The organism is Micromonospora sp. NPDC005172 (assembly GCF_040608555.1).
GTDB lineage: Bacteria > Actinomycetota > Actinomycetes > Mycobacteriales > Micromonosporaceae > Micromonospora.
The window spans coordinates 13438-39004 of sequence record NZ_JBEXIL010000033.1 but is presented as its reverse complement, the minus strand read 5'-3'; the positions used below and the strand labels follow the sequence as shown (position 1 = coordinate 39004).

Annotated in this window: 26 protein-coding genes; 13 read left to right on the top strand and 13 right to left on the bottom strand. The window is 72.6% G+C overall.

The window, feature by feature from the left end:
• Positions 1-220: 220 nt before the first annotated feature.
• Positions 221-2290, top strand: a complete 2070-nt coding sequence (locus ABZV06_RS21805) for a SpoIIE family protein phosphatase (protein WP_355247895.1) — start codon at positions 221-223, stop codon at positions 2288-2290.
• Positions 2291-2318: 28 nt separating this feature from the next.
• Here ABZV06_RS21805 and ABZV06_RS21800 read toward each other — a convergent pair whose 3' ends face one another.
• Positions 2319-3677 (bottom strand): FAD-binding oxidoreductase, encoded by a 1359-nt coding sequence (locus ABZV06_RS21800; RefSeq protein ID WP_355247893.1) that lies wholly within the window; start codon positions 3675-3677, stop codon positions 2319-2321.
• 96 nt (positions 3678-3773) lie between these two features.
• Between ABZV06_RS21800 and ABZV06_RS21795 the strand changes: the two genes are divergently transcribed.
• On the top strand, positions 3774-5870 hold the full coding sequence (locus tag ABZV06_RS21795; protein WP_355623682.1) for a S9 family peptidase: 2097 nt from the start codon (positions 3774-3776) through the stop codon (positions 5868-5870).
• A 112-nt stretch (positions 5871-5982) separates the two neighbouring features.
• Complete coding sequence (locus ABZV06_RS21790) at positions 5983-6165, top strand: hypothetical protein (RefSeq protein WP_355623679.1); 183 nt, start codon at positions 5983-5985, stop codon at positions 6163-6165.
• Positions 6166-6183: 18 nt separating this feature from the next.
• Here the strand turns inward: ABZV06_RS21790 and ABZV06_RS21785 are convergent, their stop codons facing one another.
• The 9 genes from ABZV06_RS21785 to ABZV06_RS21745 all read right to left on the bottom strand — a co-directional run bounded on the left by ABZV06_RS21785 (position 6184) and on the right by ABZV06_RS21745 (position 14716).
• Positions 6184-7707 (bottom strand): ABC transporter permease, encoded by a 1524-nt coding sequence (locus ABZV06_RS21785; protein WP_355623676.1) that lies wholly within the window; start codon positions 7705-7707, stop codon positions 6184-6186.
• Positions 7704-8405: an ABC transporter ATP-binding protein gene (locus ABZV06_RS21780; RefSeq protein WP_355623673.1), complete on the bottom strand. Its 702-nt coding sequence runs from the start codon at positions 8403-8405 to the stop codon at positions 7704-7706. Before ABZV06_RS21780 ends, ABZV06_RS21785 begins: the two co-directional genes overlap by 4 nt.
• The gene (locus ABZV06_RS21775; RefSeq protein ID WP_355623671.1) at positions 8402-8938 is read right to left on the bottom strand and encodes a PadR family transcriptional regulator; all 537 of its coding nucleotides are present in this window, start codon (positions 8936-8938) and stop codon (positions 8402-8404) included. The genes ABZV06_RS21780 and ABZV06_RS21775 overlap by 4 nt, the downstream gene beginning before the upstream one ends.
• A gap of 189 nt (positions 8939-9127) precedes the next feature.
• Positions 9128-10666 carry a SpoIIE family protein phosphatase gene (locus tag ABZV06_RS21770; RefSeq protein ID WP_355247473.1) on the bottom strand — a complete coding sequence of 513 codons (1539 nt, stop codon included), beginning with the start codon at positions 10664-10666 and terminating at the stop codon, positions 9128-9130.
• Between the two features lie 2 nt (positions 10667-10668).
• Complete coding sequence (locus ABZV06_RS21765; protein WP_355623669.1) at positions 10669-12030, bottom strand: sensor histidine kinase; 1362 nt, start codon at positions 12028-12030, stop codon at positions 10669-10671.
• A complete protein-coding gene (locus ABZV06_RS21760; RefSeq protein ID WP_355623667.1) occupies positions 12020-13042 on the bottom strand; it encodes a SpoIIE family protein phosphatase in 1023 nt (340 codons plus the stop codon). Before ABZV06_RS21760 ends, ABZV06_RS21765 begins: the two co-directional genes overlap by 11 nt.
• Complete coding sequence (locus ABZV06_RS21755) at positions 13030-13449, bottom strand: anti-sigma regulatory factor (RefSeq protein ID WP_355247458.1); 420 nt, start codon at positions 13447-13449, stop codon at positions 13030-13032. The genes ABZV06_RS21760 and ABZV06_RS21755 overlap by 13 nt, the downstream gene beginning before the upstream one ends.
• Positions 13446-13856 (bottom strand): STAS domain-containing protein, encoded by a 411-nt coding sequence (locus tag ABZV06_RS21750; RefSeq protein ID WP_355623665.1) that lies wholly within the window; start codon positions 13854-13856, stop codon positions 13446-13448. The genes ABZV06_RS21755 and ABZV06_RS21750 overlap by 4 nt, the downstream gene beginning before the upstream one ends.
• A complete protein-coding gene (locus ABZV06_RS21745) occupies positions 13856-14716 on the bottom strand; it encodes an STAS domain-containing protein (protein ID WP_355247453.1) in 861 nt (286 codons plus the stop codon). Before ABZV06_RS21745 ends, ABZV06_RS21750 begins: the two co-directional genes overlap by 1 nt.
• A 165-nt stretch (positions 14717-14881) precedes the next feature.
• Between ABZV06_RS21745 and ABZV06_RS21740 the strand changes: the two genes are divergently transcribed.
• Positions 14882-15238, top strand: a complete 357-nt coding sequence (locus tag ABZV06_RS21740; protein WP_007454464.1) for an STAS domain-containing protein — start codon at positions 14882-14884, stop codon at positions 15236-15238.
• Between the two features lie 13 nt (positions 15239-15251).
• Here the strand turns inward: ABZV06_RS21740 and ABZV06_RS21735 are convergent, their stop codons facing one another.
• Entirely contained in the window at positions 15252-16526 is a 1275-nt protein-coding gene (locus tag ABZV06_RS21735; protein ID WP_355623662.1) for an MFS transporter, read from the bottom strand.
• Positions 16527-16576: 50 nt separating this feature from the next.
• On the opposite strand from ABZV06_RS21735, the gene ABZV06_RS21730 reads away from it, so the two are divergent.
• The 4 genes from ABZV06_RS21730 to ABZV06_RS21715 all read left to right on the top strand — a co-directional run bounded on the left by ABZV06_RS21730 (position 16577) and on the right by ABZV06_RS21715 (position 18531).
• Complete coding sequence (locus tag ABZV06_RS21730) at positions 16577-17272, top strand: FCD domain-containing protein (protein WP_355247443.1); 696 nt, start codon at positions 16577-16579, stop codon at positions 17270-17272.
• Positions 17273-17311: 39 nt separating this feature from the next.
• On the top strand, positions 17312-17773 hold the full coding sequence (gene mscL, locus ABZV06_RS21725; RefSeq protein WP_355247440.1) for a large conductance mechanosensitive channel protein MscL: 462 nt from the start codon (positions 17312-17314) through the stop codon (positions 17771-17773).
• Between the two features lie 81 nt (positions 17774-17854).
• Complete coding sequence (locus tag ABZV06_RS21720) at positions 17855-18106, top strand: hypothetical protein (RefSeq protein WP_355247437.1); 252 nt, start codon at positions 17855-17857, stop codon at positions 18104-18106.
• Positions 18107-18162: 56 nt separating this feature from the next.
• Positions 18163-18531, top strand: a complete 369-nt coding sequence (locus ABZV06_RS21715) for a hypothetical protein (RefSeq protein ID WP_355247434.1) — start codon at positions 18163-18165, stop codon at positions 18529-18531.
• A gap of 69 nt (positions 18532-18600) precedes the next feature.
• On the opposite strand, the gene ABZV06_RS21710 is transcribed toward ABZV06_RS21715, so the two are convergent.
• Positions 18601-19812 (bottom strand): benzoate/H(+) symporter BenE family transporter, encoded by a 1212-nt coding sequence (locus ABZV06_RS21710; RefSeq protein ID WP_355623659.1) that lies wholly within the window; start codon positions 19810-19812, stop codon positions 18601-18603.
• A 57-nt stretch (positions 19813-19869) separates the two neighbouring features.
• Here ABZV06_RS21710 and ABZV06_RS21705 point away from each other — a divergent pair, with 57 nt between their 5' ends.
• On the top strand, positions 19870-20430 hold the full coding sequence (locus ABZV06_RS21705; RefSeq protein ID WP_355623656.1) for an XRE family transcriptional regulator: 561 nt from the start codon (positions 19870-19872) through the stop codon (positions 20428-20430).
• 7 nt (positions 20431-20437) lie between these two features.
• On the opposite strand, the gene ABZV06_RS21700 is transcribed toward ABZV06_RS21705, so the two are convergent.
• Complete coding sequence (locus ABZV06_RS21700; protein WP_355623653.1) at positions 20438-21460, bottom strand: AAA family ATPase; 1023 nt, start codon at positions 21458-21460, stop codon at positions 20438-20440.
• A gap of 62 nt (positions 21461-21522) precedes the next feature.
• Between ABZV06_RS21700 and ABZV06_RS21695 the strand changes: the two genes are divergently transcribed.
• The 4 genes from ABZV06_RS21695 (at position 21523) to ABZV06_RS21680 (ending at position 25533) form a co-directional block, all read left to right on the top strand.
• Positions 21523-22242, top strand: coding sequence for a protein phosphatase 2C domain-containing protein (locus tag ABZV06_RS21695; RefSeq protein WP_355247422.1), 720 nt, complete (start codon positions 21523-21525; stop codon positions 22240-22242).
• Positions 22243-22296: 54 nt separating this feature from the next.
• Complete coding sequence (locus tag ABZV06_RS21690; RefSeq protein ID WP_355623650.1) at positions 22297-23487, top strand: GNAT family N-acetyltransferase; 1191 nt, start codon at positions 22297-22299, stop codon at positions 23485-23487.
• A 42-nt stretch (positions 23488-23529) separates the two neighbouring features.
• Positions 23530-24279 (top strand): ZIP family zinc transporter, encoded by a 750-nt coding sequence (locus ABZV06_RS21685; protein ID WP_355247416.1) that lies wholly within the window; start codon positions 23530-23532, stop codon positions 24277-24279.
• Between the two features lie 99 nt (positions 24280-24378).
• Positions 24379-25533 (top strand): hypothetical protein, encoded by a 1155-nt coding sequence (locus tag ABZV06_RS21680; RefSeq protein ID WP_355623732.1) that lies wholly within the window; start codon positions 24379-24381, stop codon positions 25531-25533.
• The last annotated feature ends 34 nt before the right edge of the window (positions 25534-25567 follow it).

The following is a 25567-nucleotide window of genomic DNA, read 5'->3' as shown; positions in this document are numbered from 1 at the left end:
CGTAGTGCCAGGGTGCGCGACCCGCCGATCGGGCCCGGTCGGCCCGGCGATCCTCGCGCCGGGTGCCAACCCGACACAGACCTCGTCGAGTGGCGTTCGTCACGCGTCACGACGCTGTGCCGCACGCACTGGTCACCACACGGTAGCGCCGAGCGGCTCCGCGCCCCGTCGATCACGGATCGGCTTGGCACCCGGCGGGGCGACGGTGGAGGATACGGGGGTGTCAGCCGAGGCGGGGCCCGCGACGGCCGGGGCCCGGGGCGGGGCCGTCCGGCGCGTCCGCCTGCCCGCCGATCGTCGTACGCCCGCCGCCGCCCGGGCGGTCGTCCGCTCGGTCCTCGCCGAGGCCCACCTCGACGACCTGGTCAACGAGGCGCTGCTGCTCACCACCGAGCTGACCACCAACGCCGTCGAGCACGCCGGCACCGAACTGGACATCGAGGTCGTGGCGGACGGTGTCGGACTCTCCGTGACCGTCTCCGACTTCGCGCCCAGCTCCGGCAACGACGAGCTGACCGTCGGCACCCGCAACGACACGAGCGAGATCGACGAGGTCTCCGAGCGCGGTCGCGGGCTGTTGCTCGTCGACCACTTCGCCAGCCGCTGGGGCACCACGTACCTGCCGACCGGCAAGGGCGTCTGGTTTCGCCTGGACCGGGCCGGGACCGAGCCGGGGGCCGGCTCCAGCGCGGGCGGCACGTCGATGGCGGGCAACCCCGGGGCCGTCGACGGCTCGGCGCCGAGCGCCGGCGCGATGAGCGAGCTCATGCAGACCGCCCCCGACATGTACGCGGACGACCCGCTGCCCGACTTCGCCACCAGCCTGCTCAACCGGGTCGCCGAGATGGTCGGCGCGGCCGGTGGAGCGGTACGCCTGGACCGGGGCGACGGGCAGGGCCGACAGTTGTTGGCCCGGTTCGGGCGGCAGCCCCGCCCCGACAGCGAGCTGCTGCGGGTGCCGCTGACGGTGCACCGCCCGTACGCCGGGGAGTTGGAGCTGGACGCCGCACCGTCGGCGTACGCCCGGCCGCTGGCGGTGCTCACCGCCGAGCGGCTGTCGCTGCACCTGGAGAACGACCGGCTGCGTCGGGCGGACGTCCGCCGGCAGGCGTGGCTGACGTTCCTCGCCGAGGCGAGCGAGCTGCTGGCCCAGTCGCTGGACGTCGAGCTGACGATGGCGCTGATCCCGCAGTTGGTGGTGCCCCGGCTGGGCCAGTGGTGCGCCGTGCACACCACCGACGAGTGGGGTCGGCTGCGGCTGGCGGCGGCCAGCCACGCCGACGAGTCGGTGCTGCCCCACCTGCACCGGGTGCTGGCGGAGACCGGCCCCGATTCCATCCAGGCCCGGCTGCGCGAGGCGTCCCGCAGCGCGGCGCAGATCCCGCTCGGCGGGCCGATGGAAGGCTTCGCGGTCCCGCTGATCGCGCGCGGGCAGCGGCTCGGCACCCTCGCGGTGGGCCGGCACCAGCGGCACCGGCACGACCCGGACGAGGTGGCCGTCCTGGAGGACGTCGCGCGGCGGGCCGCGCTGGCGATCGAGAACGCCCGGATCCACGCCGAGCGCCGACGGGTCGCGCAGACGCTCCAACAGTCCCTGCTGCCGCCCGTCCTGCCGGTGGTGGAGGGCATCGGGTTCGCCGCCGAGTACGTGCCCACCGGTGACGACGCCGAGGTGGGTGGCGACTTCTACGACGTGGTGCCGCTGCCCGACGGGCGCTGGCTCGTGGTGATCGGCGACGTCTCGGGTAAGGGCGTCCAGGCGGCGGCGGTCACCGGGCTGGTACGCGACGTGATCCGGGTGTTGGTCGGCGACGGCAAGCCGCTGCCGGAGGCGCTGGCCCGGCTCAACGAGACGCTTGTCGAGCGGGGCGGTGGCCGATACTGCACGTTGGCCCTGGCAGCGGTCGGGCCGGGCGACGGCGACCACCTCGACGTCTCGCTGCACCTGGCCGGGCACGACCGGCCGGTGCTGCTGGCCAATGGAGGCGGCGCCCGGTTCGTCGGCGCCGGGGGCACTGCGCTGGGGCTGCTCGACACCATCACCTCACCGACGACGGAGATCACGCTCACCCCGGGCGACTCGCTGATCTTCTATACCGACGGGGTCACCGAGCGGCGGCGCGGCCGGGAGCTGTTCGGCACCGACCGGCTGCGGGACGCGGCAGCACCGCTGGCCGGCTACTCCGCCGACGTGGTCGCCGCGCGCCTGCGCGCCGCCACGATCAATTTCTCGGTCGAGCCACCCCGGGACGACATCGCCGTGCTGGTGCTCCGCAACGACGTGATCTGACCGGCGCAGCCTCTCGCGCCGGCGCGAGTCACAGGCCGCCGGGGAGGCGGCCGGGGGCGAGGCGTCGCTCCGGGTCGAGGTGCTCCTTCGCGGCGCGGAGCTGGACCAGGCCGGCCAGCTCGCCCCACAGGTCGACGGCCTGGCGGACCGCCGCCGGCGCGGAGACGACCACGCAGCGGCCCTGCCGGGCCAGCAGCACCCCGCGGACGGCAGCCAGGATGGACGCCACCCGATCGGGTGGCACGGCACCGGGCAGAGCCGCGTGCACCACGCCCAGACCGGCCGACCCCCGCACCGGCACCGGAGCGCCGGCCGCGTCGCGCAGCGCGTACACGGCGGCGTGCAGATCGCTGATCGGCACTTCGAGCCGTAGCGCGGTGTCGCCGGGCGCGAAGGGGTAACGGCGCCACCACGGCGGTGCCGAGTGAGCGACGGTCGCGTCGCCGTGCAGCAGGCCGACCAGCCGCTCGGCACGTTCGTTGACCTCGGCCGGGCCGCCTTCGAGCAGCACGACGAGGCTGCCCGCCCGGGACGGCGCGCCGGACCGGCCCGACATCGACGGGTGGCGCTCGCGGGCGGTGGCGGACGGATGGCCCGGCGGGTACACGGTGCGCGGCCGGGGCAGCCCACCGGGCAGGTCCAGCTCGATGGCCGCCGGGTCGAGGCGGGCGGCGAGGATCGCCCGGATCAGCTCGTGGACCTCCAGCGGAGTCCACACCGGCCGGGACACCCAGAGCCGACTGGCTGGGACGGGCTGCACCCGCAGACTCGCCGAGACCAGCACGCCGAGCGCCCCCTGCGATCCACAGAGCAGCCGGGCCAGGTCGAGCCCCGGCGCGCCGCCGCCGGCACTGACCAGCTCGCCGTCGGCGGCCAGATAGCGGACGCCGACGAGCTGGTCGCACGGGCTGCCGTGGCGGTGTCGCAGTGGCCCCGCCTCCCCGGCGGCGAGCACCCCGCCGAGTGTCGCGCCCGGCGAGGGAGCGTCCATCGCGAGCCGCTGCCCGGTGCGCTCCAGAGTGGCCTGTACGGCGCGCAGCGGAGTGCCCGCACCCACCTCGGCCAGCGGGGCACCCACCGGCTCGTGGCCGATGCCGGCGAGTCGACCGGTGTCGAGCATGATGTCGACCTGCGTCGGGGTCGCACCCCAGTCGATCTTCGTGCCAGCGCCGCGAGGCACCACCGCCAGGTCGTGTACGGCGGCCAGCCGCAGCACCTCGGCCGCGGCATGCGGACCTCCCGGTACCGCAACCCAACGGGCGGGCCGCCCGGCCACCTCGTCGGCCGGGCCGGCGAGTCGGGCGAACGGCGGACCGCAGATCGCGGTCAATCGTCGGGTGATCTCGAGGGCTCCGGACCGGCCGAGGGAACTCGCTGCTGCCGCCATGGCGGCTATCGTACATGTGTTCGAAAGGCGAGGTGACGCTATTCGGGATGCCACTGGTCCGGCACGTAGGGTGAGCCGGCCGGTAACGTGGCCGCCGTGACCACCGAGACTGCCCCGCCCGCGGCGAAGCGGGTGCCCACCGAGCGCACCCACCACGGCGACACCGTCGTCGACGAGTACACCTGGCTCGCCGCCAAGGACGACCCGGAGACGATCGCCTACCTGACCGCCGAGAACGCGTACACCGAGGAGCGCACCGCGCACCTGGCCGCCCTTCGCGCGGACCTGTTCGAGGAGACCCGCCAGCGCACCCGGGAGACGGACCTCTCGGTGCCCACCCGCAAGGGTGGGTACTGGTACTACACCCGGACGATCGAGGGCCAGCAGTACGGGGTGCACTGCCGGCGCGCGGTCCGCGACGGCGAGTCCGACCCGCCGGTCAGCGCGGACGGCGCTCCCCTCGACGGCGAGGAGGTGCTGCTCGACGGCAACCTGCTGGCCGAGGGGCACGACTTCTTCTCGCTGGGCGCGTTCGACGTCAGCCCCGACGGACGCTGGCTGGCGTACTCGACGGACTTTTCCGGCGACGAGCGCTTCACGCTGCGCGTCAAGGACCTGACCACCGGCGAGCTGCTGCCCGACGAGGTACCCGACACGTTCTACGGCACCGCCTGGTCGGCCGACGCGTCGGTGCTGTTCTACGTGACGGTCGACGACGCCTGGCGGCCGAACCGGGTCTGGCGGCACACGATCGGCGCCGCGGCGGCCGACGACGTGGTGGTGCACCAGGAGGACGACGAGCGGTTCTGGGTGGGCGTCGAGCTGACCCGGTCGGAGAAGTTCATCCTCGTCGACATCCACAGCAAGGTCACCAGCGAGGTGCTGGTGATCCCGGCGGGCAACCCCACCGGCGCCCCGGCCGTGATCGCGCCACGCCGGCAGGGCGTCGAGTACGCGGTGGAGCACCACGGCCACCGATTCCTGATCCTGCACAACGACGGCGCGGAGGACTTCGCGCTGGCGTTCACCTCGGCGGACACCCCTGGCGACTGGGTGCCGCTGATCGACCACACTCCGGGCACCCGCCTGGAGGCGGTGGACGCGTTCGCGAACCACCTGGTGGTGTCCCTGCGCACCGACGGGCTCACCGGCCTGCGGGTACTGCCGATCGGCAGCGACGACGGGTACGACATCGACTTCCCCGAGCCGCTCTACAGCGTCGGGCTGGACGCGAACCCGGAGTACCGCACCGGGCAGGTCCGCCTGCGCTACTCCTCGCTGGTCACCCCCGACTCGGTGTACGACTACGACCTGGTGACCCGGCAGATGGTGCTGCGTAAGCAGAAGCCGGTGCTGCCCGGCCCGGACGGCCGACCGTACGACCCGGCCGAGTACGAGCAGCACCGCGACTGGGCGCTCGCCGACGACGGCACCCGCGTACCGATGTCGCTGGTCTGCCGCGTCGGTACGCCCCGGGACGGCTCGGCACCCTGTGAGTTGTACGGCTACGGCTCGTACGAGGCCAGCATGGACCCGTGGTTCTCGGTGGCCCGCCTGTCCCTGCTGGACCGGGGCGTGGTCTTCGCCGTGGCGCACACCCGCGGTGGTGGCGAGATGGGCCGGCGCTGGTACGACCAGGGCAAGATGCTGGCGAAGAAGAACACGTTCACCGACTTCGTCGCCTGCGCCCGGCACCTGGTCAAGGCTGGTTGGACGGCAAGCGACCGGCTGGTTGCCCGGGGCGCGTCGGCCGGTGGTCTGCTGATGGGAGCGGTCGCCAACCTCGCCCCGGACGCGTTCACCGGGATCGTCGCGCAGGTGCCGTTCGTGGACGCGCTCACCTCGATCCTCGACCCGTCGCTGCCGCTGACCGTCACCGAGTGGGAGGAGTGGGGCAACCCCCTCGAAGACCCCGAGGTGTACGCGTACATGAAGTCGTACACGCCGTACGAGAACATCGCGGCGGTCGACTACCCGGCGATCCTCGCGGTGACCAGCCTCAACGACACGCGGGTCCTCTACTCCGAGCCGGCGAAGTGGATCGCGCGGCTGCGGGCGACCGCACCGCAGGGCGACTATTTGCTCAAGACCGAGATGGGCGCCGGGCACGGTGGCCCGAGCGGTCGCTACGACGCCTGGCGTGAGGAGGCGTTCATCAACGCCTGGATCCTGGACCGGCTGGGCCGCGCCTGACTGACGCCACGTCCCCCTGATCACGCTCGATCCTGGATGTAGTGGTCTCGCCGACCATCGAGCCCACTACATCCAGGAAACTGCGCGATCAAGCCCGCCTAGACTCGCCGACGTGAGCGACGAGCGCGATGAGGGCGGTGTGGGCGACGACGCGGGCGGCACGGGTGCGGCCCGGCGCATGTCCGCGTGGATGATCCTCGCCGTGGTCGCCGCCGCCCTGCTCGTCTGCTGCTGCTCGGCCGCCGTCGGCCTGCTGATCTCCTGGTCCGCCGGCCTCTTCCACGCCCCGACCTGACCGGCCGGGCGGCCTTCCTCAGGCCGTGCGCAGCTCGTCCACCGCGGTGCTCACCCGCAGGAAGAGCAGGCCGACGCCGACCGTCACCAGCACCGCCGCCAGGGCGCCGGCGCCGAGCCAGGCCAGCTGTTCCAGGGGTACGGCGACAGCCCGCTCCCCGCCGGTCTGCACGACCCTCGTGTACTGGTCACGAGTGGCCGGGTCGTCGCACAGTGCCGCGGTGGCGTCGCACACCGTCGTCAATGATCCAGTCGTGGTGACGTTGGGGAAGAGCCCTCGGCCGAGCAGAGTTCCCACGGTGAGCGCCAGCAGGATCGCCGGCACGGCCGGGGTGAGCGCCTGCCAGGCCACCGATGCGCTGAGCGTGCTGCGGGGCACGCCGGTGGCGACCAGCGCGGCGTACGCGCGTCGACGGGCGACGATTCCCTCGACCAGCGCGACGATCAGGCCGCCCGCCGCGATCAGCACCGCCACGGCCACCGCGGCGTCGACCAGGTCCATGGTCGACAGGTAGAACGGGTTGGTGCCGCCGTCGTCCACCCCGGCGAGGCGGTTCTGCTCCCGTTCCAGCGCGTCCTGGGCGACGAAGTAGGCGCGCTGGGCCGCCGCGCCGGCACCGAAGATCACGGCGGCCAGCAAGGCGGCGAAGGTCCGGCTGCCCGCCCACGGGTCGGCCATCAGCCGGCCCGCCGCGAGCAGCGCCGACGCGCCGCGGGCGTGCCGGCGCAGCAACCGTCCGCAGGTGTGCGAGATCCAGCCGGTGCCGATGACCACCCCGATCATCGCGGTGAGCCCACCGACCAGGAACAGCAGCGGCACCAGCCAGCCCAGCACCACGCCGTTGCCCTCGAACCGGTACACCACCGGGCGCACGGCGACGAAGGAGGCCAGGCCCAGGCCGATCAGCAGCCCGGCCCAGGGGCGCGGACCCCGTTCGCGGGCAGCCTTGCGACTGACCCCGAGTGGGCTGGTCGTGACCGTCCGCAGCATCAGGGCGGTAGCCAGCGCCGCGATGACCGGCAGGCCCAGCACCACCGCGACCAGCGCGCCGACCGGAGGCAGCACGTCGGTGGGTAGGGCCAGCCGACCCTGGCCGTCGGGCCGGTGCAGCAGCTCACGGCCGACCAGGTAGACACCCAGCCCCGCGAGGGTGCCGAGCAGGCTGGCCAGGCCGGTCTCCAGCACCGCCAGGCGGGTGACCTGACCGGGGGTGGCGCCGGCCAGCCGGAGCGCGGCGAGCCGCCGGTCCCGGGCGGGCGCGCCGAGCCGGGCGCACTGGCCGGCCAGCGCCAGCACCGGGACGGCCAGCATCAGCAGCGCGAACGCCGTCCCGCCGCGCAGTCCCGGCTCCCGCAGCAGCGCGTTGCGGTACTGCTCGGACTCCGCCCAGGCGTCACCGGCCGGTTTCTGAATGGCCAGCACGGTGAGCGCCGCCAGCCCGGCCAGCATCGCCAGCAGGGCACTGAGCGCGGTCAGCACCACCCGCGCCGTGTCGGTCCGGTTACCGGCCAGCGCGAGCCGCACCAGCGTCGCCGGCCTCAACGGGCGCCGCCCGCCAACGGCACGTCGAGCCCCAGGCCGGTGTGGTCCACCAGGCCGTCGCGCAGCACGATCTCCCGATCGGCGTACGCGGCGATCCGCGGCTCGTGCGTGACCAGTACGACGGAGGTCCGTTGCTCACGTGCGAGCCGGACGAGTTGGGTGAGGACCTGCTCGCCGGTGAGCGTGTCCAGCGCGCCGGTCGGCTCATCCGCGAAGAGCACCCGTGGCTCGGTGACCAGGGCCCGTGCCGTTGCGCACCGCTGCTGCTGACCGCCGGACATTCCACCGGGCCGGAGGTCGGCCATGTCGGCCACCCCGAACCGTTCCAGCCAGGTGAGCGCCGCCGTCCGTGCCTCTCGCCGCCCCGTGCCGGCGAGGAGCAGGGGCAGGGCCACGTTCTCGGCGGCGGTCAGCTCGGCGACCAACTGCCCGAACTGGAACAGCACGCCGAACTCGGTGCGTCGTAGCCGGGACCGGGCCGCCTCCGACCAGGTGTCGATCCGGTTGCCGCGCCAGGTGACCTCGCCCGCGTCGGGCCGGAGGATCCCGGCCAGGCAGTGCAGCAGGGTCGACTTGCCGCAGCCACTCGGGCCGGTGACCGCGACGATCTCGCCCTCGGCCACGTCGAACGTCACACCGCGCAGGGCGGGCGTCTGGCCGTACGCCCGGACCACGCCGCGAGCCTGGAGTTGCGTCACGCGTGCACCTCCCGGTGCCAGTCGGCGACCCGGCCCAGGGTGGTGTGCAACCACCGCAGGTCCGCGTCGAGGTGGGAGATCGCGAAGTCGGCCGCGACCACGTCGTTGAGGGTGGCGGCCGGGTCGGTCTTGACCGCCGTCAGCTCCCGCAGCCGCGCGGTGTGTGCGGCGCGTTGGGCGACCAGGTACGACCGGGCCCGGTCGACGTCGGCGACCAGCAGCGCCACCACGACCTTGGCGAACAGGGTGCTGGCCACGTACGGCATCGGTGCTTCCACAGCCGACAGCCAGCTATCCAACGTGGACCGGCCCTCGTCGGTCAGCGCGTACGCCGTGCGGTCCGGACCGGAGGCGCGGTCCTGACCCGCAGTGGCCACCAGGCCGTCCCGCTCAAGGCGACCAAGTGTCGCGTAGACCTGCCCGAAGGCCAACGGTCGAGCCCGTGGCAGCCGCTGGTCATGCGCACGCTTGAGCTCGTATCCGTGCCGACTCCCCCCGGCAAGCAGCCCGAGCAGAACATGCGGCGTGGACACCCGCCCCACTATTCACCCAGCGAATACCCAAGTCAACAACCCACCCCACACCTACCCCACCCACCCACCCCACCCCACCCCACCCCACCCCACCCCACCCCGTTGATCATGAAGTTATTGCCATGACACGCCGGCCCAGGGGGCAACAACTTCATGATCACCGGCCCAGAAGGGGGGGTGGAGGCGCGGTTAGTGGCGGCGGAGGACTACTACGGCTACGTCGTCCTGGATCTTGTTGGGGGCCAGTTCGACAAGCAGGCGGGCGCAGAAGTCGTCCAGGTTGTCGTCCACTGTGGCCGACACCGCAGCCAGCGCGGCCAGCCCCTCGTCGATGGTGGCGTCCCGGCGCTCGATCAGCCCGTCGGTGTAGAACACCAGCGTGGCGCCGGCCGGCAGGACGAACTCCAGGTCGGCCGGTCGGGGCGCGCGGACGCCGAGCAGGGGTGCCGAGTGCTGCACGAATTCGATCGTGCCGTCGCGGTGCAGCAGCGGCGGCAGGTGACCGGCGCTGGCCAGCCGGACCCGCCCGCTCGGCGGGTGCAGCAGCAGGACGCAGAGCGTGGCCAGTTCGTCCGGCAGCAGGGTACGCATCAGCTCGTTGACCCGGTGCAGGATCTCGCCGGGTTGGTGCCCCTCGACGGCGTACGCCCGCACCGCGTGCCGCAGCTCGGCCATCACGGTGGCCGCGTGCAGCGAGTGGCCGGCGACGTCGCCGATCGCCAGCAGGAGGTGGCCGTCGAGCATCACCAGCTCGTAGAAGTCGCCGCCCACCTCGGTCTGGGCGCTGGCGGGCTCGTAGCGCACCGCGAAGTCCAGTCCGGCGACCGTGGGCAGGCTGCGCGGGAGCAGGCTGCGCTGGAGGGTGACGGCGATCCGGTGCTCCTCGTCGAAGGAACGCTGCGCCTCGACCGCCGCCGCCACCGCCTGGGCGAGCTGGACGAGCACCGGAGTCCGGGCGGTCTGGGTGGCGGTGGGGACCACCACGTACAGCGGTGCCCGGTCCTCCCGCAGTCGGGCCGCGGCCACGGTCACGGTGTCGTCTGCGGGCCAGGCGAGCAGCCCCCAGTTTTCCGGGGGTTCCACCCGCACGGTGGCGCCGGTGGGCACTCCGGTGTCGTCGACGATCCACGGCACGATGGCGGCCTCGGCCCCGGGCCCGGCGCAGACACCCGCGATGCAGTCACCGTCGAACGTCTCGGCGATCACGGCGGCGGGGCTCTTGAAGATCTGCGCGGCCCCCTCGGCGGCGACTTCGAGCAGCCGCGCGAAGGTCGATGCGGCGTGCACCGCGACGGTGGTGTCGGCGAGGCCCAGCAGCCGCTCGGCGAGCAGTTCGGCACGCTGGCGGGCCTGGTAGTAGCGCAGGACGGCCCGGGAGGTGGCGATCAGCTCCTCCGGCTCGATCGGCTCGGCCAGGTAGGCGTCCGCGCCTCGGGTCAGCCCCTGTGCCCGGTCGGCGACGTCCACCGCGTGCGCGGAGACGTGGATCACCGGCATCGCGGGGTGCGCCGCCTTGATCCGCTCGCACACCTCGTAGCCGCTCAGGTCGGGTAGCCGGACATCGAGCACCACCAGGTCGATCCGGTCGGTCTCGACCCGGGCAAGCGCCTCGGCGCCGCTCTCCGCTTCGAGCATGGTGTACCCGGCCCGACTGAGCCAACTGACCAGCAGGTAACGCTTGGTACGACTGTCATCGACCACCAGGACGGTCGTCGGCCCGCCGTCCACCGTCACGCTCCGCCTGTGGGCAGGGAGACGGTGAACGTGCTGCCCCGGCCGGGCTCGCTGGCCAGCTCCAACGTGCCACCGAGCAGGGTCACCAGCCGCCGCGCGTACGGCAGGCCGAGACCGGTGCCGCCGACCCGGGTCGCGCCGGGCACCTGGTAGAACTCCTCGAAGATCCGATCTTGCAGCTCGGGCGCGATGCCCGGACCCGTGTCGCTGACCTCGAAGTTCCAGCGGTCGTCTCGGCGTCGGACGCTGAGCCGTACCTCGCCACGTTCGGTGAACTTCAACGCGTTGTGCAGCAGGTTGCGCAGCACCTGGCCGAGCAGCACCTCGTCCGTGCGGAGCACGGCCGGCGCGGTCGGCTCCTCGACCGTCAACTCCACCTCGGGCCGGGTGGCCAGCGCCCGCATGGTGCCGCGTAGTTGGCCGAAGACCGGGCGCAGGTCCACGTCCGCCCAGTCCGGCTCGATCCGGCCGGACTCGGCCTTGGCGAGGTCCAGCAGCTCGTTGACCAGCCCGAGCAGATCCTCTGCCGAGGAGCGGATGAGACCGACCTGGCGGACCTGTTCGGTGGTGAGAGGGTCGGAGGAGGAGTCGGCGAGCAGGCGCCCCAGCCCGATGATCGCGGTGACGGGAGCACGCAGCTCATGGCTCACGTTGGCCAGGAACCGGCTCTTCGACTCGCTCGCGGCGCGCAGTTGAGCCGACTTCTCGTCCAGCTCGGCGTAGAGGGCGACCACCCCGCGGTTGGTCTCCTCCAGCTCCTCGGTGAGCTGGTTGTAGAGCGCCAGCACACCACGGTTGGTCTCGGCCAGTTCCTCGTTCAGTACGGCCAGCTCGTCGCGCTGGCTGCGCACCTCGTCGAGTGCCGCGATGAGCTGCCCGTTCTGCACGGTCAGTTCGTCCAGCGCGCTGCCCGGCGCGATGCGACCGAGTTCGGCACGGAACTCGGTCAGCCGCTCCGGGGTCGGGATCGGCGCGCTCGCCGGGACTCTGCGGGACATCCTTACGACCGTAACCTCCTCGACCGTCGTGACGCTCAGACTGTCGACCAGGCGGGACACCGAACCGGACTGCGGCTCGTAGCGGCCGTCGGGTAGCGGGGCCACGGGCGCCAGGTCGGCGCGGAGGTGGAAGCGGCCGTCGGACCCTGCGTCGATGTGAAAGGTGACATCCGCGCCGCCGGTCAGCCGCAGCAGGTCCCGGGCGACCTCACTGAGAGCCGTGGCGATCCGCACCTGATCCTGGTGTTCGAGGCCCACCACGCCGGCCACCTCGCGGCCACGCTGGCGGATGACGAAGATGTCCTGTTCGACGCGCAGCGCCATCTGTAACAGCGGCACCGAGGCCGGATCAACGCTCATGCCCGGACCTCGCCACCAGGACGCAGGCGTCGTCGCGCCGCGTCCCGGCGTCGCGCAGCAGGGTTGCCGCCAGCACCAGCGGGGACCGTTCGACGAGGCCCGGATAGTCGGCCAACCGCCAGCGGTCGACGACGCCGTCGCTGTGCATGACGAGCCGGGAGCCGGGCTCGAACGGGTAGTCGTAGCCGCGCACCGTCGGTCGCTGGTGGCCGGCGATGCCGGGCACCGAGACGAGCCCCCGGCGCTGGCCGTCACCGTCGACGATCATGCCGGAGATGTTGCCGAGCCCCGCGTAGTGCAGCACGCCGTCCGCCAGTTCGGCGACCGCGAGCGCCGCACCACGGGTGTGCGACATGCTCCGGTGCAGGTGGCTCACCACGGCCGCGGGCGGGCCGGCCGGAGCGTTGCGGAAGGCGGCGAGCGCGGCCTCGGTGGCGGCGGCGGCCAACGGGCCGTGCCCCAGACCGTCACTGACGAGCACCTGGTGCCGGCCGTCGGCGAGCCGGACGGCGTACCCGTCACCGCTGACCGTCTCGCCGGTGATGGGACGGGTAAGGCCACCGGCCCAGGACGGTTTCGCGGGTTCGGCCGGCCAGACCTGGACGGCGAAGACGGTCCCCTTGCCGGGCAGGGAGTACCCGTCGAACCAGCTCGCCTGCCGGACGATGGCGCCGAGACCGATGCCGAGCGTGCCGGTGGTGGAGTGGCCGTCCCGGGAGGAGACGGTGAGGTCGGCCATACCGGGCCCGGAGTCGATGGCGATCAGCTCCACGCCGGCCTGCCCGGCGCGGCGGACCGGCCGCAGCAGCAGGACGCCGTTGTCAGCGTGCTTGACGAGGTTGCTGGTCAGCTCGGCGGTGACGATGGCCAGGTCCGCGATGCGGGCCGCACCCATCTCGATCTGCCCGCCGAGGCGTTCCGCGGCGCGTCGTACGGCGCTGGCGGTACTGCCGGCCTCCACCCGGAACCAGATGCCGCTGTCGGTGACCGGGTCCCCGTTCACCGCGACCACTTGGTGACCGTGATCCGGGTGCCGGTCTCCGCCGACGTCTCGATGTCGAACTCGTCGACCAGACGGCGGGACCCGCTGAGGCCGAGGCCGAGGCCGCCGCCGGTGGTGTATCCGTCGGTCAGGGCGAGGTCGAGGTCCGCGATGCCCGGGCCGGAGTCGGCGAAGACGATCCGCAGGCCCTTGCGTCGGCCGTTGTCGACGGTCGTGACCTCCACGGTGCCCCCGCCGCCGTAGACCAGTGTGTTGCGGGCCAGCTCGCTCGCCGCGGTGACCACCTTGGTCTGGTCGACGAGCGACAGCTTGACGGCGACCGCCACCGCACGGACGAGTTGCCGGACGCGGACCACGTCCTCGTCGCTGCGAACCGACTGCGCCTGCGGGTGGCCCAGGTCGATGCCCGTGGTCACGACGTGGCCGTCTCGGCGTCCGGATCGTCGTCGAGCTGGTAGGCGAGCTCGTCGGCGTTGGCCGCCGCGATCAGCTCCATGCCGCGCTCGACGTTCAGCGCGGTACGGATGCCGTTCAGCGACAGCCCCAGTTCGACAAGTGTGATGGCGACGGCGGGCCGCATGCCCACCACGACCGTCTCGGCGTCGAGGACCTTGGAGATCGACGCGATGGTGGAGAGCATCCGACCGACGAACGAGTCGACGATGTCCAGCGCGGTGATGTCGATGATGACGCCGTGGCAGCCGGTGACCACGATCCGCTCGGCGAGATCGTCCTGGAGCTGGAGCGCCGTCTGGTCGGACATGTCGAGCTGGATGGAGACGAGCAGGATGTCACCGATCTTGAGGATCGGTACGCGTTCCATCAGGCGCCCCGGCGTGACTGACGGCGAGCGGTCTCGACACCGGTGAGCCGCAGCACGTGGCGCAGCGCGTCGGCGAGGCTGGCCTTGGTGGCGATGTCACCGAACTCGATGCCGAGCGCCACGATGGTCTGGGCGATCTGCGGCCGGATGCCGGAGATGATGCAGTCGGCGCCCATCAGCCGGGCGGCCACCACGGTCTTCAGGATGTGCTGGGCGACCTGGGTGTCCACGGCGGGAACGCCGGTGATGTCGATGATCGCGTACGGCGAGCCGGTGTCGACCAGGGTCTCGAGCAACCGCTCCATGACCACCTGGGCCCGGGCGGAGTCCAGGGTGCCGACCAGCGGGACGGCGACCACGCCCTCCCAGAGCTTGACCACCGGGGTGGAGAGTTCGAGCAACTGCTCGGCCTGGTCGGCGATCAGGCTCTCGCGGGTGCGTACGAAGCTCTCGAAGGTGAACAGCCCCAGCTCGTCGATCAGCCTGGAGTAGGCGACGAAGTCGTGCAGCGCGTTGGCGGCCCCGGGCTCCTGGAGCAGCTCGGCCAGCACATCCTTGAGCGCGAAGACGCTGATCGTCGTCTCGGTGGCGGAGAACCCCTGCCGGGCCCGGCCCCGGGACAGCTCGGACAGCGCGGCGCGCAGCTCGCCGGCGCTCTCGGCGGACAGGTCGAAGCTGCCCTGCTCGGCGGCACCGATGATCACCTGGTGTAGATCCCCGACCTGCCGGCGCAGCTCGGCGTGGCTCAGCCGACCCCGTAGCGAATCGGCAACGATGTCGGTCCACCGCCGCGTGACCTGCTCGGCGTGCCCACTCAGCAGCGCGGCGAGCCGACCACTTTCCTCGGCGTTCAACGCCATCGCAAAACCCCCCTCGACCTGGACCGGCCGGACTCTATCACCGGGGCCTGCACAACTACTTGCTCCGTAGCAATGGAATGACCATGACCACCGGTTGCCGGCTCCCGTTCTGCGTACGACCCCGGTCGTGGGATACCGTTCCCCCGATAACAGGAGGTCTGGCGAATGTCCCTGACGGTGCACACGGAACAACGCGGCGACGTGGTCGTCGTGTCGGTCGCGGGCGAGCTGGACATGGCAACCGCACCGCAGTTGCAGGACCAGATCACCGACCTGCTCGACAAGGGCCGCAACCGGCTGGTGTTCGACCTGGCGGACGTCTCGTTCTGCGACTCGACCGGTCTGTCGGTGTTCGTTCGCGCCAAGAACAGCTGTGACGAGGCCGGCGGTGTGGTGCGGTTGGCCGCCCCCCAGCGGGGAGTGCTGCGCATCCTCGAGGTGAGCGGGCTCGTCGAGGTGCTGCACACCTATCCGACGGTGGACGAGGCCGTCGCCGGCGAACCGACACCGGCGTCCTCCTGACCACCGTCTCGACCTACTCGTCCTCGACGTAGCGGGGCCGGGCGATCGCCATGCCCGCAGCCGTCTGCACTGCGAGCGCGGCCAACAGGAACCCGATCGGCGCGGTCCAGCCGCCGGTGATCTCGTAGAGGATGCCGACCGTCAGCGGGCCGAGGGCGGCGATCACGTACCCGGTGCTCTGCGCGAACGCGGAGAGCGCGACGGTCCCCTCGGCGGTGCGCGCGCGCAGGCCGAGGGCAGCCAAGATCATCGGGAACGAGCCCTGGCCGATCGCCAACAGGAACACCCAGAGCAGGGCACCGCCGTGCGGGGCAACCGCCAGGCCCAGGTAGGCCAGAGCCGACGCGACGGACAGCCCGATCACCAGTGGGCGCAGGGTGTCCAGCCGACCGGCCATGGTGGGCATCAGCAGCGCGATCGGCACGCCGAGCGCGGTCACCCCGGCGAGCAGCAGCCCGGCCGACTCCGGCCGGTAACCAGCGTCCCGGAACAGTTGGGCCAACCAACCCATGACCGCGTACCCGCTGAGCGACTGCGCTCCGAAGTACACGGCCATCGCCCAGCCCAGGCGCGTCCGCGCCGGCCGCACCCGCGTCGGCGCGGCGAAGGCCGTCGGGGCCGCGCGCCGCGCGTCGGCTCGGGTCCGCAGCGCCAGCGGCACCCACGGGAGTACGGCCACTGCGGCGAGCCCCGCCCAGACGCCCAGCCCGGCCCGCCAGGACCCGAAGGCGTGCGCGATCGGCACGGCGGCCGCCGCGGCGACCGAGGTCCCGAGGGTCAACGCCATCGTGTACGCCCCGGTGACCAGGCCGGTGCGGTGCGGGAAGTGCTGCTTGACCAACATCGGCATCAGGACGTTGGCGACCGCGATACCGGCCAGTGCCAGCGTGCTGGTGAGCACGAAGATCCAGGCGGATTCGGTGACGGCCCGGAGCACCTGGCCGACGGTGAGAGCCAGCATGGCGACCACCAGCACGCGGGCGGGAGCCACCCGACGGACCAACCACGGGGTGAGAGCGCCGAGGCCGGCGAACGCGATGGTCGGCAGGGTAGTGACCAGGCCGGCCATGGCTCCGGAGAATCCCAGCCCGTCGCGGACCTCGTCGAGCAGGGCGCCGAGGCTCGTCACCAGAGTGCGCAGGTTGAGTGCGACCAGCAGCATCGCGACCAGTACAAGCCCGCCACCGGTCGCCGGGCGCGTGCGACGGCCTGCGGGCTCAGGTCCCGAACTGGTGTCGACGACGCCGGGAGGGGGTGGGGCCGGAGCGGCGATGGGTGGCGGGTTCATGACCGTTAACCTATAGTCATGGGATGAATTTGAGGCCGGTGATGTAACCAGTGCCACTCTCGGTCGATTCCCCCTCCACACGACCACCGGTGGCACCCCGCGGCCACCGCATCCGGCAGACCATCGAGCAGCTCCGGGCCCGGATCCTGGGCGGGGAGTGGCCGGTCGGTGGGCGCATTCCCACTGAACCCCAACTCGTGGCCGCCCTGGGCGTGGGGCGCAACACGGTCCGCGAGGCGGTCCGTGCCCTGGTGCACGCCGGGGTGCTGGAATGTCGGCAGGGCTCTGGCACGTACGTGGTATCCACCGACGAACTGGCGCCGGTCGTGGCGCGGCGGCTCGGCGACGACCGGATGGTCGAGGCCGTCGAAGTGCGACGCGCGTTCGAGGTGGAGGCTGCCCGGCTTGCCGCGCTACGACGCACTCCGGCCGACCTGGTGGCGCTCGACGACGCGCTCGCCGACCGCGAGGCGGCCTGGCGCGGCGGCCGGGTCGACGTGTTCATCGAGGCCGACGCGGCGCTGCACGTCGCGGTGGTCGCCGCCGCGCACAACTCGATGCTCGCCGACCTGTACGCCTCGGTCGGCACCGCCCTACACAGCACCCTCGCCCATGTGATGGGCGACGCGCTGACCCCCGAGCGCTATGTCGATCACGCTCGGCTGGTCGAGGCGATCCGGGCCGGCGACCCCGGCCGCGCGGCGATCGAGGCCGGCGCTTTTCTGGAGCTTCCCGCTGGGGCATAGGTTGTCCGCGACGGAAAATCGGACACCTCAGGAGTACGGATGCTCAAGGGCTTCAAAGACTTCATCATGCGCGGCAACGTCGTCGACCTGGCGGTCGGCATCGTGATCGGCGCGGCGTTCACGGGCGTGGTCACCCAGTTGACCAAGTCGTTCCTCGAACCGCTGATCAAGGCACTCGGCGGAGGCACCGGCCTGTCGGCCGGGAGGTGGAAGATCACCGACGGCAACTACGTCGACTGGGCGGCATTCATCAACGCCGTGATCACGTTCCTGCTCACCGCTGCGGTGCTCTACTTCTTCGTGGTGTTCCCGATGAACAAGCTGGCCGAGCGGCGGCAGCGGGGCGAGGAGCCGCCGCCGGCGGCGCCGAGCGAGGAGGTCAAGCTGCTCACCGAGATCCGTGACGCCCTGGTCTCCGCCGGTCACACCACCCCGGGCCAGCAGCGCGGGGCACTGGACGACGTGCTGGGCCGCCGGACGGAACCGCCGACGCAGCGCTGACCCGACCGGATGCACATCGGCCCCTGCGGGAATCCCGCAGGGGCCGCACCTTCTCGTACGTGTGTTCGATAGAGTCCCGCCATGGAGCAGCGGAAGCACTGGTGGAACGGGAAATGGGGGCGGCTGGCCCGGCGGGACGTCTTCCTCCGGGTGGACGCCGATCGGTGGCACGTCGAGCAGCGGGCCGGCGGCGCCGAGGGCATTTCCCGGTTCTACGAGTACGGCAGCGCGGACGAGGCCGAGGAGACCGTCCGGGCGCTGCTCGACGGCACGGACACCTGGCGGGAGCTGTCCCCGCGCCCACCGGGCGGCTGGACTCTCCCCACCAGCTGAGTGCGCGGCTCCGGAGGCGGCGTTTAGTGGCGCGCCGCCCCGGGAACCGCTGAGAGATGGACCAGCAGGACGAGCAGCAGGTGACCATCTCTCGGATCACCACCGGGATGCCGGTGATCGATGTCGCCGGCACCGAGATCGGGACCGTGGACCTGGTCCAGCGGGGCGACCCGAACGCGGTGACGGTGCAGACCCCGACCGCCGACCCGGGCAGCAGCCTGGACGAGCTGATCGAGGCAACGGCGGTCGAGGAGCCGGACGTGCCGGCCGACCTGGCGGCGCGTCTGTTGCACACCGGCTACCTGAAGGTCTCCACCGAGTCGGCCGATGGTGCCGTGTACGTCCCGGCCGACCGGATCGCCGCCGTAGCGGAGGGTCGGGTACGGCTCGCTGTCGGCGTGGCCGACCTGCCAGCCGAGGGGTGAGCCCGTCGCCCTGATCGACACCGGGTCCACGCAAAGTGGGGCGTCACCGCAGCCCGGACACCCCGCCTTTCACGAACCCGAGTGGATCAGGCCGGAAGGCTCGGTCGGGGAAGGCGAGACGGGCCGGGTCGGGCGGCGGCGGAAGAGCAGCAGCATGAGGCAGCCGGCGACCAGCCCCCAGAACGCGCCTCCCACGCCGATCAGCGTCACCCCGGACGCCGTCACCACGAAGGTGACCACGGCGGCCTCCCGGGTCTGGGGGTCGGTCACCGCCGCGGCGAGCGCGGTGGCGAGCGCACCCAGCAGGGCCAGTCCGGCGACGGCCTCGATGAGGATCGGCGGCGCGACCGCGACCAGGGCTGTAGCGACGCCAGCGCCCAGCCCGAGCAGAGCGAGCCCGACGCCGGCGGTGACCGAGGCGACCCACCGGCGCTCCGGGTCCGGATGGGCGTCGGGGCCGGCGGCCAGCGCGGCGGTGATCGCCGCGAGGTTCACGGCGTGTCCGCCGGCGGGAGCGGCCAGCAGGCTGGCCAGCCCGGTGGCTCGCAGCGCGGCGCCGAACGGCGGCCGGTAGCCGTAGCCGACCAGCACCGCCATGCCGGGTACGTTCTGCGCCGCCATCGTGACCAGGAACAGCGGAAGGGCCAGCCCGACGAGCGCCGACGCGTTCCAGGCGGGCACGGTCAGGGTGACCGACGGGATCAGCGCGGCACCGCTCAGGCCGGCCGGCGGCGCGGTCAGCGCGATCGCCACCACCGCCACCAGCAGCGCACCGGGCACCGCCCAGCGGCGGGCGAACCGGTGCAGCAGCAGCCAGCCGGCCACCACCGGGCCGGCCACGGTGGGCAGCTCGACGAGCGCCCGGACCGGGGCGGTGCACAGTGGCAGCAGCACTCCGGCGAGCATCGCGCCGGCGACCGGCTTGGGGATGGCGGCCACCGCCCGGCTCAGCGGTGGGAAGAGACCGGCCGCGACGATCAGCAGCCCGGAGACGAGGAAGGCGCCCACCGCGACCGGCCACCCTCCGGGCGGCGGCCCGGTCGCCACCAGCAGGGCCGCGCCCGGCGTCGACCAGGCGACGCTCATCGGGATACGGTGCCGCCAGCCCAGCCAGGCGGCGGCGAGCCCGCACGTCACGCAGAGGGCCAGCAGGCCGGAGGCCGCCTGCGCGTCCGACGCGCCGACCGCGCGGAGCCCGGCCAGCACGACGGTGAACGAACTGGCGAAGCCGACCAGCGCGGTCACCACGCCGGCCAGCACCGGTTGCGCGCGCCCGCCCATGCCACCACCTTCCGAGCGTTCCGTTTACGGAACGACAGCGTGTAGCACGATAGCCCGATGCCGCAGCAACCACCAGTGGGCCGACCGGGCCTCGACGTGGACCCCGCCGTCGTCGGTCGGCGCGTACGCGCCCTGCGCGAGGAGCGGGAAATCTCGCTGTCCACACTGGCCCGGCGCGCCGGGATCGGAAAGGCGACCCTGTCCGGCCTGGAGAACGGCACCCGCAACCCGACCCTGGAGACGCTCTGGGCGGTCACGGCGCAGCTCGGCGTACCGTTCACCGCCCTGCTCGCCGATCCGGCACCCGGGCCCGTCGCGCACGGCACCGCCGTCACCGCCACCCTGCTGGAGGTGTTCACCGACACCGACGCGACCTACGAGCTGTACCGGATGCGCGTCGCGCCGGGCGTCGTGCAGACCTCCCCCGCCCACCAGCCGGGCGTCACCGAACACATCACCGTCTTCGCCGGGGTGCTGCGGGCCGGTCCGGCCGACGCGCCACTGACCGCCCCGGCCGGCGATCACCTCCGCTGGGTCTCCGACGTGCCGCACACGTACGCGGCGGTGGGCGACGAGGAGGTCGCCGCGAGCCTGCTGCTGCGCTACCCCCGCCGCTGAGCCCGGCTCAGTCCACCGGGGCGGGGACCGGCAACCGCCGACGTACCGCCCAGAGCGCCACCTCGGTCCGCGACGCCGAACCGGTCTTGCGCAGCAGGTTCGACACGTGCACGGTCACCGTGCGGACCGAGATGCCCAGTGCCTTCGCGACCTGCTTGTTCGACATCCCGTTGACCAGGCAGCCCAGCACCTCGACCTCCCGGGCGGTCAACTCGACATCGACCGCCGCCGCCGGGCCGAGGTGCGTACGCGGTCCGGGTAACCGCCGCAGCAACGCGTCCGGCCCCTCCCCGGCGTACGCGGCCAGCAGCTCGGTCAACGCGTACGGGTTGCCGCCGGTGTGTCGCCAGACCGAGGTGACCAGCCGTTCCGACGGGCTGCCGCCCGCGTACACCTGGGTCAGCACCTCGGCGACCTCGGCCGGGCGCAGCGGGCCGAGGTGTTGACGGACGACGCCGCGTACCCCGCACAGGCGCGCCAACGCGCGGCGGGTGAGGTCCGGGGCCACCGCGTCGGCGGCGGGCCGGCTGGCGACGACCAGCAGCGCCGGCAGCTCGGCCACGGTGGCCAGCTCGCCGACCAGGTTGACGCTGGCCGGGTCGAGCGCGTGCAGGTCGTCCACGACCAGCACGGCCGGCCCGGCGCCCACCAGCAACTGGACGGTACGGACGGCGAGACGCAGCAGGGTGCCCGGGGCGTAGCGCTCGCGGGGCGCGGTGGGCTGCTGGGCGAGCCACGCCAGCGCGTCGGCCGGCAGGGCGAGCGATCCGGTGTCGCGGCCGGTCAGTACCGCCGCCAACCAGTCGTACGGGGCTGGGCCGTGCACCCGGGCGGCTCCCGAGAGCACCACTGCCGGACGCGGAGTGAAGGCGTCCACCGCGGCGGCTACCAGCAGACTCTTGCCCACACCGGCCGCGCCGGTGAGCACCGCGACGGTCGGCGCGCGGCGCTCGGCGGCCGCCACGGCGGACCACGCCCGGTCGAGCTCGGCGAGCTCGCCGGCGCGTCCGACCATGGACACCGGCATCATTTCTCAACCCTACGCAGTAGTGCGTAGAGACGAAGGCGGGGTGTTCTTGGCAAGCTGGCACCATGACGCTGATCCTCCGCTCGGCCATCCTCAACGACATCGGCCTGGTCCGCACCAACAACGAGGACTCGGCCCTCGCCGGTGACCGCCTGATCGCCGTCGCCGACGGCATGGGTGGCCTGCCCGCGGGCGAGGTGGCGAGCGAGATCGTGATCCGCATCCTCGACGAGCTGACGCCGCCCACCGACCCGGACGAGGCCGCAGACGCGCTCCGTGCCGTGGTGAGCACCGCCAACCAGCGCATCCACGCCGCCATCACCGTCGACCCGGCGCGCGAGGGGATGGGCACCACGCTCACCGCCGCGCTGCTGGCCACCGAGACGCTGGTGCTGGCCCAGGTCGGCGACTCCCGCTGCTACCTGCTGCGCGACGGGGAGCTGACCCAGCTCACCCGGGACGACACGTTCGTGCAGGCGCTCGTCGACCAGGGCACCCTCTCCCCCGACCAGGCCCGGCACCACCCGCAGCGCTCCCTGGTGACCCGGGCCGTGCAGGGCGCGGACACCCCACCGGCGGTCGGCGTGCTCACCGTGGTCCCCGGCGACCGGCTGCTGCTGTGCAGCGACGGGCTCTCCGACTACGTCGAGGAGAACGACATCGCGGCGGCCCTGGGCATGTACTCCGACCGGCAGCAGTGCGGCGAGCAGTTGGTGAAGCTGGCTCACCACGCCGGCGCTCCCGACAACGTCACGGTCGTCGTCTCGGACGTCACCACCCGCTGACCCGATCCGGCCAATCCGGTTGCTCCGCTCATTTCGACGGGTTGAGATGAGCGGATGACCATCCGCCGGGTGTCCGCCGAGGACCGCCTCACCACCAGCTTCCCGCTGGCCGCTTACGCGTTCGAGTCGTCACCGCTGGGTGCCGCCCGGGTCGAGCAGTTCCGCGACTACCTGCCCTACAGCGAGGGCAACACGACGCTCATCGTCGAGGAGGGCGGCGACACGCTCGCCGCCGCCTCGGCCATTCCGATGCGGCAGAACCTGCGGGGCGTGGTGCTGCCGATGGCCGGCGTCGCCGGGGTGGCCACCCATCCGCTGGCCCGCCGGCAGGGGCACGTACGGACGCTGCTGCACCAGCTACTCGACGAGATGCGCGACGAGGGGCACACGGTCAGCGCGCTCTACCCGTTCCGGCCCAGCTTCTACGCCCGGTTCGGCTACGTGGGGCTGCCCAAGCCGCGCACGGTCACCTTCACCCCTGCCGACCTGGGGCCGCTCCTGCGCGCCGAACTCCCCGGAGAGGTGGGCTGGGAGCGGATCGGGGCGGGCTACCCGACGTGGCGCGCGTTCACCGAACGCTGCCTGCGGGACCGGCACGGCTTCTCGCTGTTCCCGGACTACCGGGCGGTCGGGTTGCGCGACCGCGACGAGCACTGGCTGCTCACCGCCCGGGTGGACGGCGAGGTGACCGGCGCGCTCACCTACCGGATCGACGAGCACGGCGGCACGTTGCACGGCAGCGAACTGCTCGCCACCGACCCGCTCGCCCGGACGCTGCTGCTGCAGTTCCTCGCCCGCCACGTCGACCAGGTCGAACGGGTGAGCGTCCAGGTCCCGCCGGACGAGCTGCCCGAGCTGTGGCTCACCGACCTGGACGTACACGTCGAGGCGCGGGCGGGCCGTCCGGGCTCGTCGGCGCCGATGGCCCGGCTCCTGTCGCTGGACGCGCTGCACGGACTGCCCGTCGGGGCGGGCCGGGTCCAGGTCGAGCTTGCCGGGGACCGCTGGCTCGCCGGCACGCACCTGCTGGACGGCACGACCGGCATCCTGGAGGTCGTTGCCGGCGACAGCGGCCCGGCGCCCACCGCCACGCTCACCGCGGCCGGACTCTCCGCCCTGGCGTACGGAGTGCTGGACCCGTCGGAGCTGCCGTTGCGAGGGCTGGGCGAGGTCCCGGTCGATGCCGCCGCCGAGCTGCGCGGCATCTTCCCGCGCGCGGTGCCGTACCTCTTCGCCGACTTCTGAGCACGGTTTGCCGTCCCCACCCGAGCGGGTACGGTCCCCGGAATGCCGGAGTGGTTACAGGCGGGTGGATGGGGACTGCTGGCCGGGTCGGCGCTGCTGATCGGTGCGGCGGTCGGCTGGTTCGCGCGGGTGCCCCAACGACTCATCGCGTCGGTCATGGCGTTCGGTGCGGGGGTCCTGCTCTCCGCCGTCTCGTACGAGCTGATCGAGGTCGCGCACGACCAGGGCGGCTTGCTGCCGACAGTGATCGGCGCGGCCGGCGGCGCGGGCGCGTACACCCTCGCCAACGTGGCCCTGGCCCGGCGCGGCGCGCGGAACCGAAAGCGCTCGGGCGGTCAGCAGCCGTCCGAGGGTGAACACCCCGGCTCCGGGTCGGCCATCGCCGTGGGGGCGCTCCTGGACGGCGTACCCGAATCGGTCGTGATCGGCGCGAGCCTGCTGGCCGGCGGCGCGGTCAGCCTGGTCACGGTCGTGGCGGTGTTCCTCAGCAACATCCCGGAGGGGCTGTCCAGCGCGGCGGGCATGCGCCAGGCCGGCCGGACCCGACGGTACGTGTTCCTGCTGTGGACCGGAATCGCGCTGATCAGCGGGCTCGCCGCGCTGGTCGGCAACACGCTGCTCGGCGGCGCGCCACCGGAGGTGCTGGCCGCCATCACCGCGCTGGCCGCCGGAGCGATCCTCGCCATGATCACCGACACGATGGTTCCGGAGGCGTTCGAGGACGCCCACCTGCTCGTCGGTCTCATCACGGTCGCCGGCTTCCTGACCGCGTTCGCCCTCTCCCACGCCTGACCGGCCATCCCGGCGGACCGCCGTTGCTTAGCGGCGCATTAAACCGGCATGGCGGATTCGTCGCGGGGTCGTCCGGGCTCCTAGCATCACCTGGTGCGCATGACGTCGCTTGCTGCCCTGCTCGTCCTCGGTGTCGCCACCGCGACCCTGCCCGCGTGCGCGTCCGACAAGCCGACGCCGAACGCCGCGCCGTCCGCCACGCCGCAGAGCGTGGCGACCGGCGACCAGGACGTCGTGCCGGCGGGACGCGACGCCCTCGGCGGTCCCGGGGCCAGCGCCAGCCCGAAGCCCGCCGCGAAGGTCGCCGCAGCCGGCAATCCGAACGGCCACGCGAGCGTGCCCACCGAGGCCCGTGCCGTGGACACCTCGAAGCCGACCCGGACCATCGGCACCGGCACCCCGGCGAGCTGCACCTCCGCAGCCGTGGTGAAGGCCGTCGCCGCCGGTGGTGTCATCGCGTTCAACTGCGGACCGGCCCCGGTGACGATCAAGATGGCCGCCACCGCGAAGGTCCGCAACGCCAACGGACCCAAGGTCGTGCTGGACGGCGGTGGCAAGGTCACCCTCAGCGGCCAGGGGCAGCGCCGCATCCTCTACATGAACACCTGCGACGAGGCCCAGGGCTGGACCACCTCGCACTGCCAGAACCAGGACCACCCGCAACTCACCGTGCAGAATCTGACCTTCGCCGACGGCAACTCCACCGGCGACAAGGCCGAGGGTGGCGGCGGCGGCGCGATCTTCGTACGTGGGGGGCGGCTCAAGGTCGTCAACTCACGCTTCGTCCACAACCGCTGCGACCGCACCGGCCCGGACCTGGGCGGCGCGGCCGTGCGGGTGCTCAGCCAGTACGAGAACAAGCCGGTGTACGTCGTGAGCAGCACCTTCGACGGCGGCTCCTGCTCGAACGGAGGGGCGCTGAGCAGCATCGGCGTGTCGTGGACGGTGCTGAACAGCTTGTTCAGGAACAACGAGGCGATCGGCAACGGCGCCAACCCGGCCAAGTCGGGCACCCCCGGCGGCGGCAGCGGCGGGGCGATCTACTGCGACGGCAACGAGTTCGCGGTCCGCATCGCCGGCACGATCATCGAGAACAACAAGGCCAACGAGGGCGGCGGAGCGATCTTCTTCGTCAGCAACAACCGCACCGGCACGATGAAGATCGAAAGCTCGACCCTGCGCCGCAACCCGAGCGGCAAGTTCGAGACCCCCGGCCACCCCGGCATCTTCTTCCTAGGCGCAAACCTGAGCTGATCCCGCCCCCCTCCCCCTTGAGCGCGGTGATCAA

Excerpts from the sequence above, each read along its gene's own strand:
- ABZV06_RS21800 (WP_355247893.1), bottom strand. The coding sequence starts at position 3,677 with ATGGCGGCAGCAGCGAGTTCCCTCGGCCGGTCCGGAGCCCTCGAGATC.
- ABZV06_RS21765 (WP_355623669.1), bottom strand. The coding sequence starts at position 12,030 with ATGAGCGTTGATCCGGCCTCGGTGCCGCTGTTACAGATGGCGCTGCGC.
- ABZV06_RS21750 (WP_355623665.1), bottom strand. The coding sequence starts at position 13,856 with ATGGAACGCGTACCGATCCTCAAGATCGGTGACATCCTGCTCGTCTCC.
- ABZV06_RS21745 (WP_355247453.1), bottom strand. The coding sequence starts at position 14,716 with ATGGCGTTGAACGCCGAGGAAAGTGGTCGGCTCGCCGCGCTGCTGAGT.
- ABZV06_RS21740 (WP_007454464.1), top strand. The coding sequence starts at position 14,882 with ATGTCCCTGACGGTGCACACGGAACAACGCGGCGACGTGGTCGTCGTG.
- ABZV06_RS21735 (WP_355623662.1), bottom strand. The coding sequence starts at position 16,526 with ATGAACCCGCCACCCATCGCCGCTCCGGCCCCACCCCCTCCCGGCGTC.
- mscL (WP_355247440.1), top strand. The coding sequence starts at position 17,312 with ATGCTCAAGGGCTTCAAAGACTTCATCATGCGCGGCAACGTCGTCGAC.
- ABZV06_RS21720 (WP_355247437.1), top strand. The coding sequence starts at position 17,855 with ATGGAGCAGCGGAAGCACTGGTGGAACGGGAAATGGGGGCGGCTGGCC.
- ABZV06_RS21715 (WP_355247434.1), top strand. The coding sequence starts at position 18,163 with ATGGACCAGCAGGACGAGCAGCAGGTGACCATCTCTCGGATCACCACC.
- ABZV06_RS21710 (WP_355623659.1), bottom strand. The coding sequence starts at position 19,812 with ATGGGCGGGCGCGCGCAACCGGTGCTGGCCGGCGTGGTGACCGCGCTG.
- ABZV06_RS21705 (WP_355623656.1), top strand. The coding sequence starts at position 19,870 with ATGCCGCAGCAACCACCAGTGGGCCGACCGGGCCTCGACGTGGACCCC.
- ABZV06_RS21700 (WP_355623653.1), bottom strand. The coding sequence starts at position 21,460 with ATGATGCCGGTGTCCATGGTCGGACGCGCCGGCGAGCTCGCCGAGCTC.
- ABZV06_RS21695 (WP_355247422.1), top strand. The coding sequence starts at position 21,523 with ATGACGCTGATCCTCCGCTCGGCCATCCTCAACGACATCGGCCTGGTC.
- ABZV06_RS21690 (WP_355623650.1), top strand. The coding sequence starts at position 22,297 with ATGACCATCCGCCGGGTGTCCGCCGAGGACCGCCTCACCACCAGCTTC.
- ABZV06_RS21685 (WP_355247416.1), top strand. The coding sequence starts at position 23,530 with ATGCCGGAGTGGTTACAGGCGGGTGGATGGGGACTGCTGGCCGGGTCG.
- ABZV06_RS21680 (WP_355623732.1), top strand. The coding sequence starts at position 24,379 with ATGACGTCGCTTGCTGCCCTGCTCGTCCTCGGTGTCGCCACCGCGACC.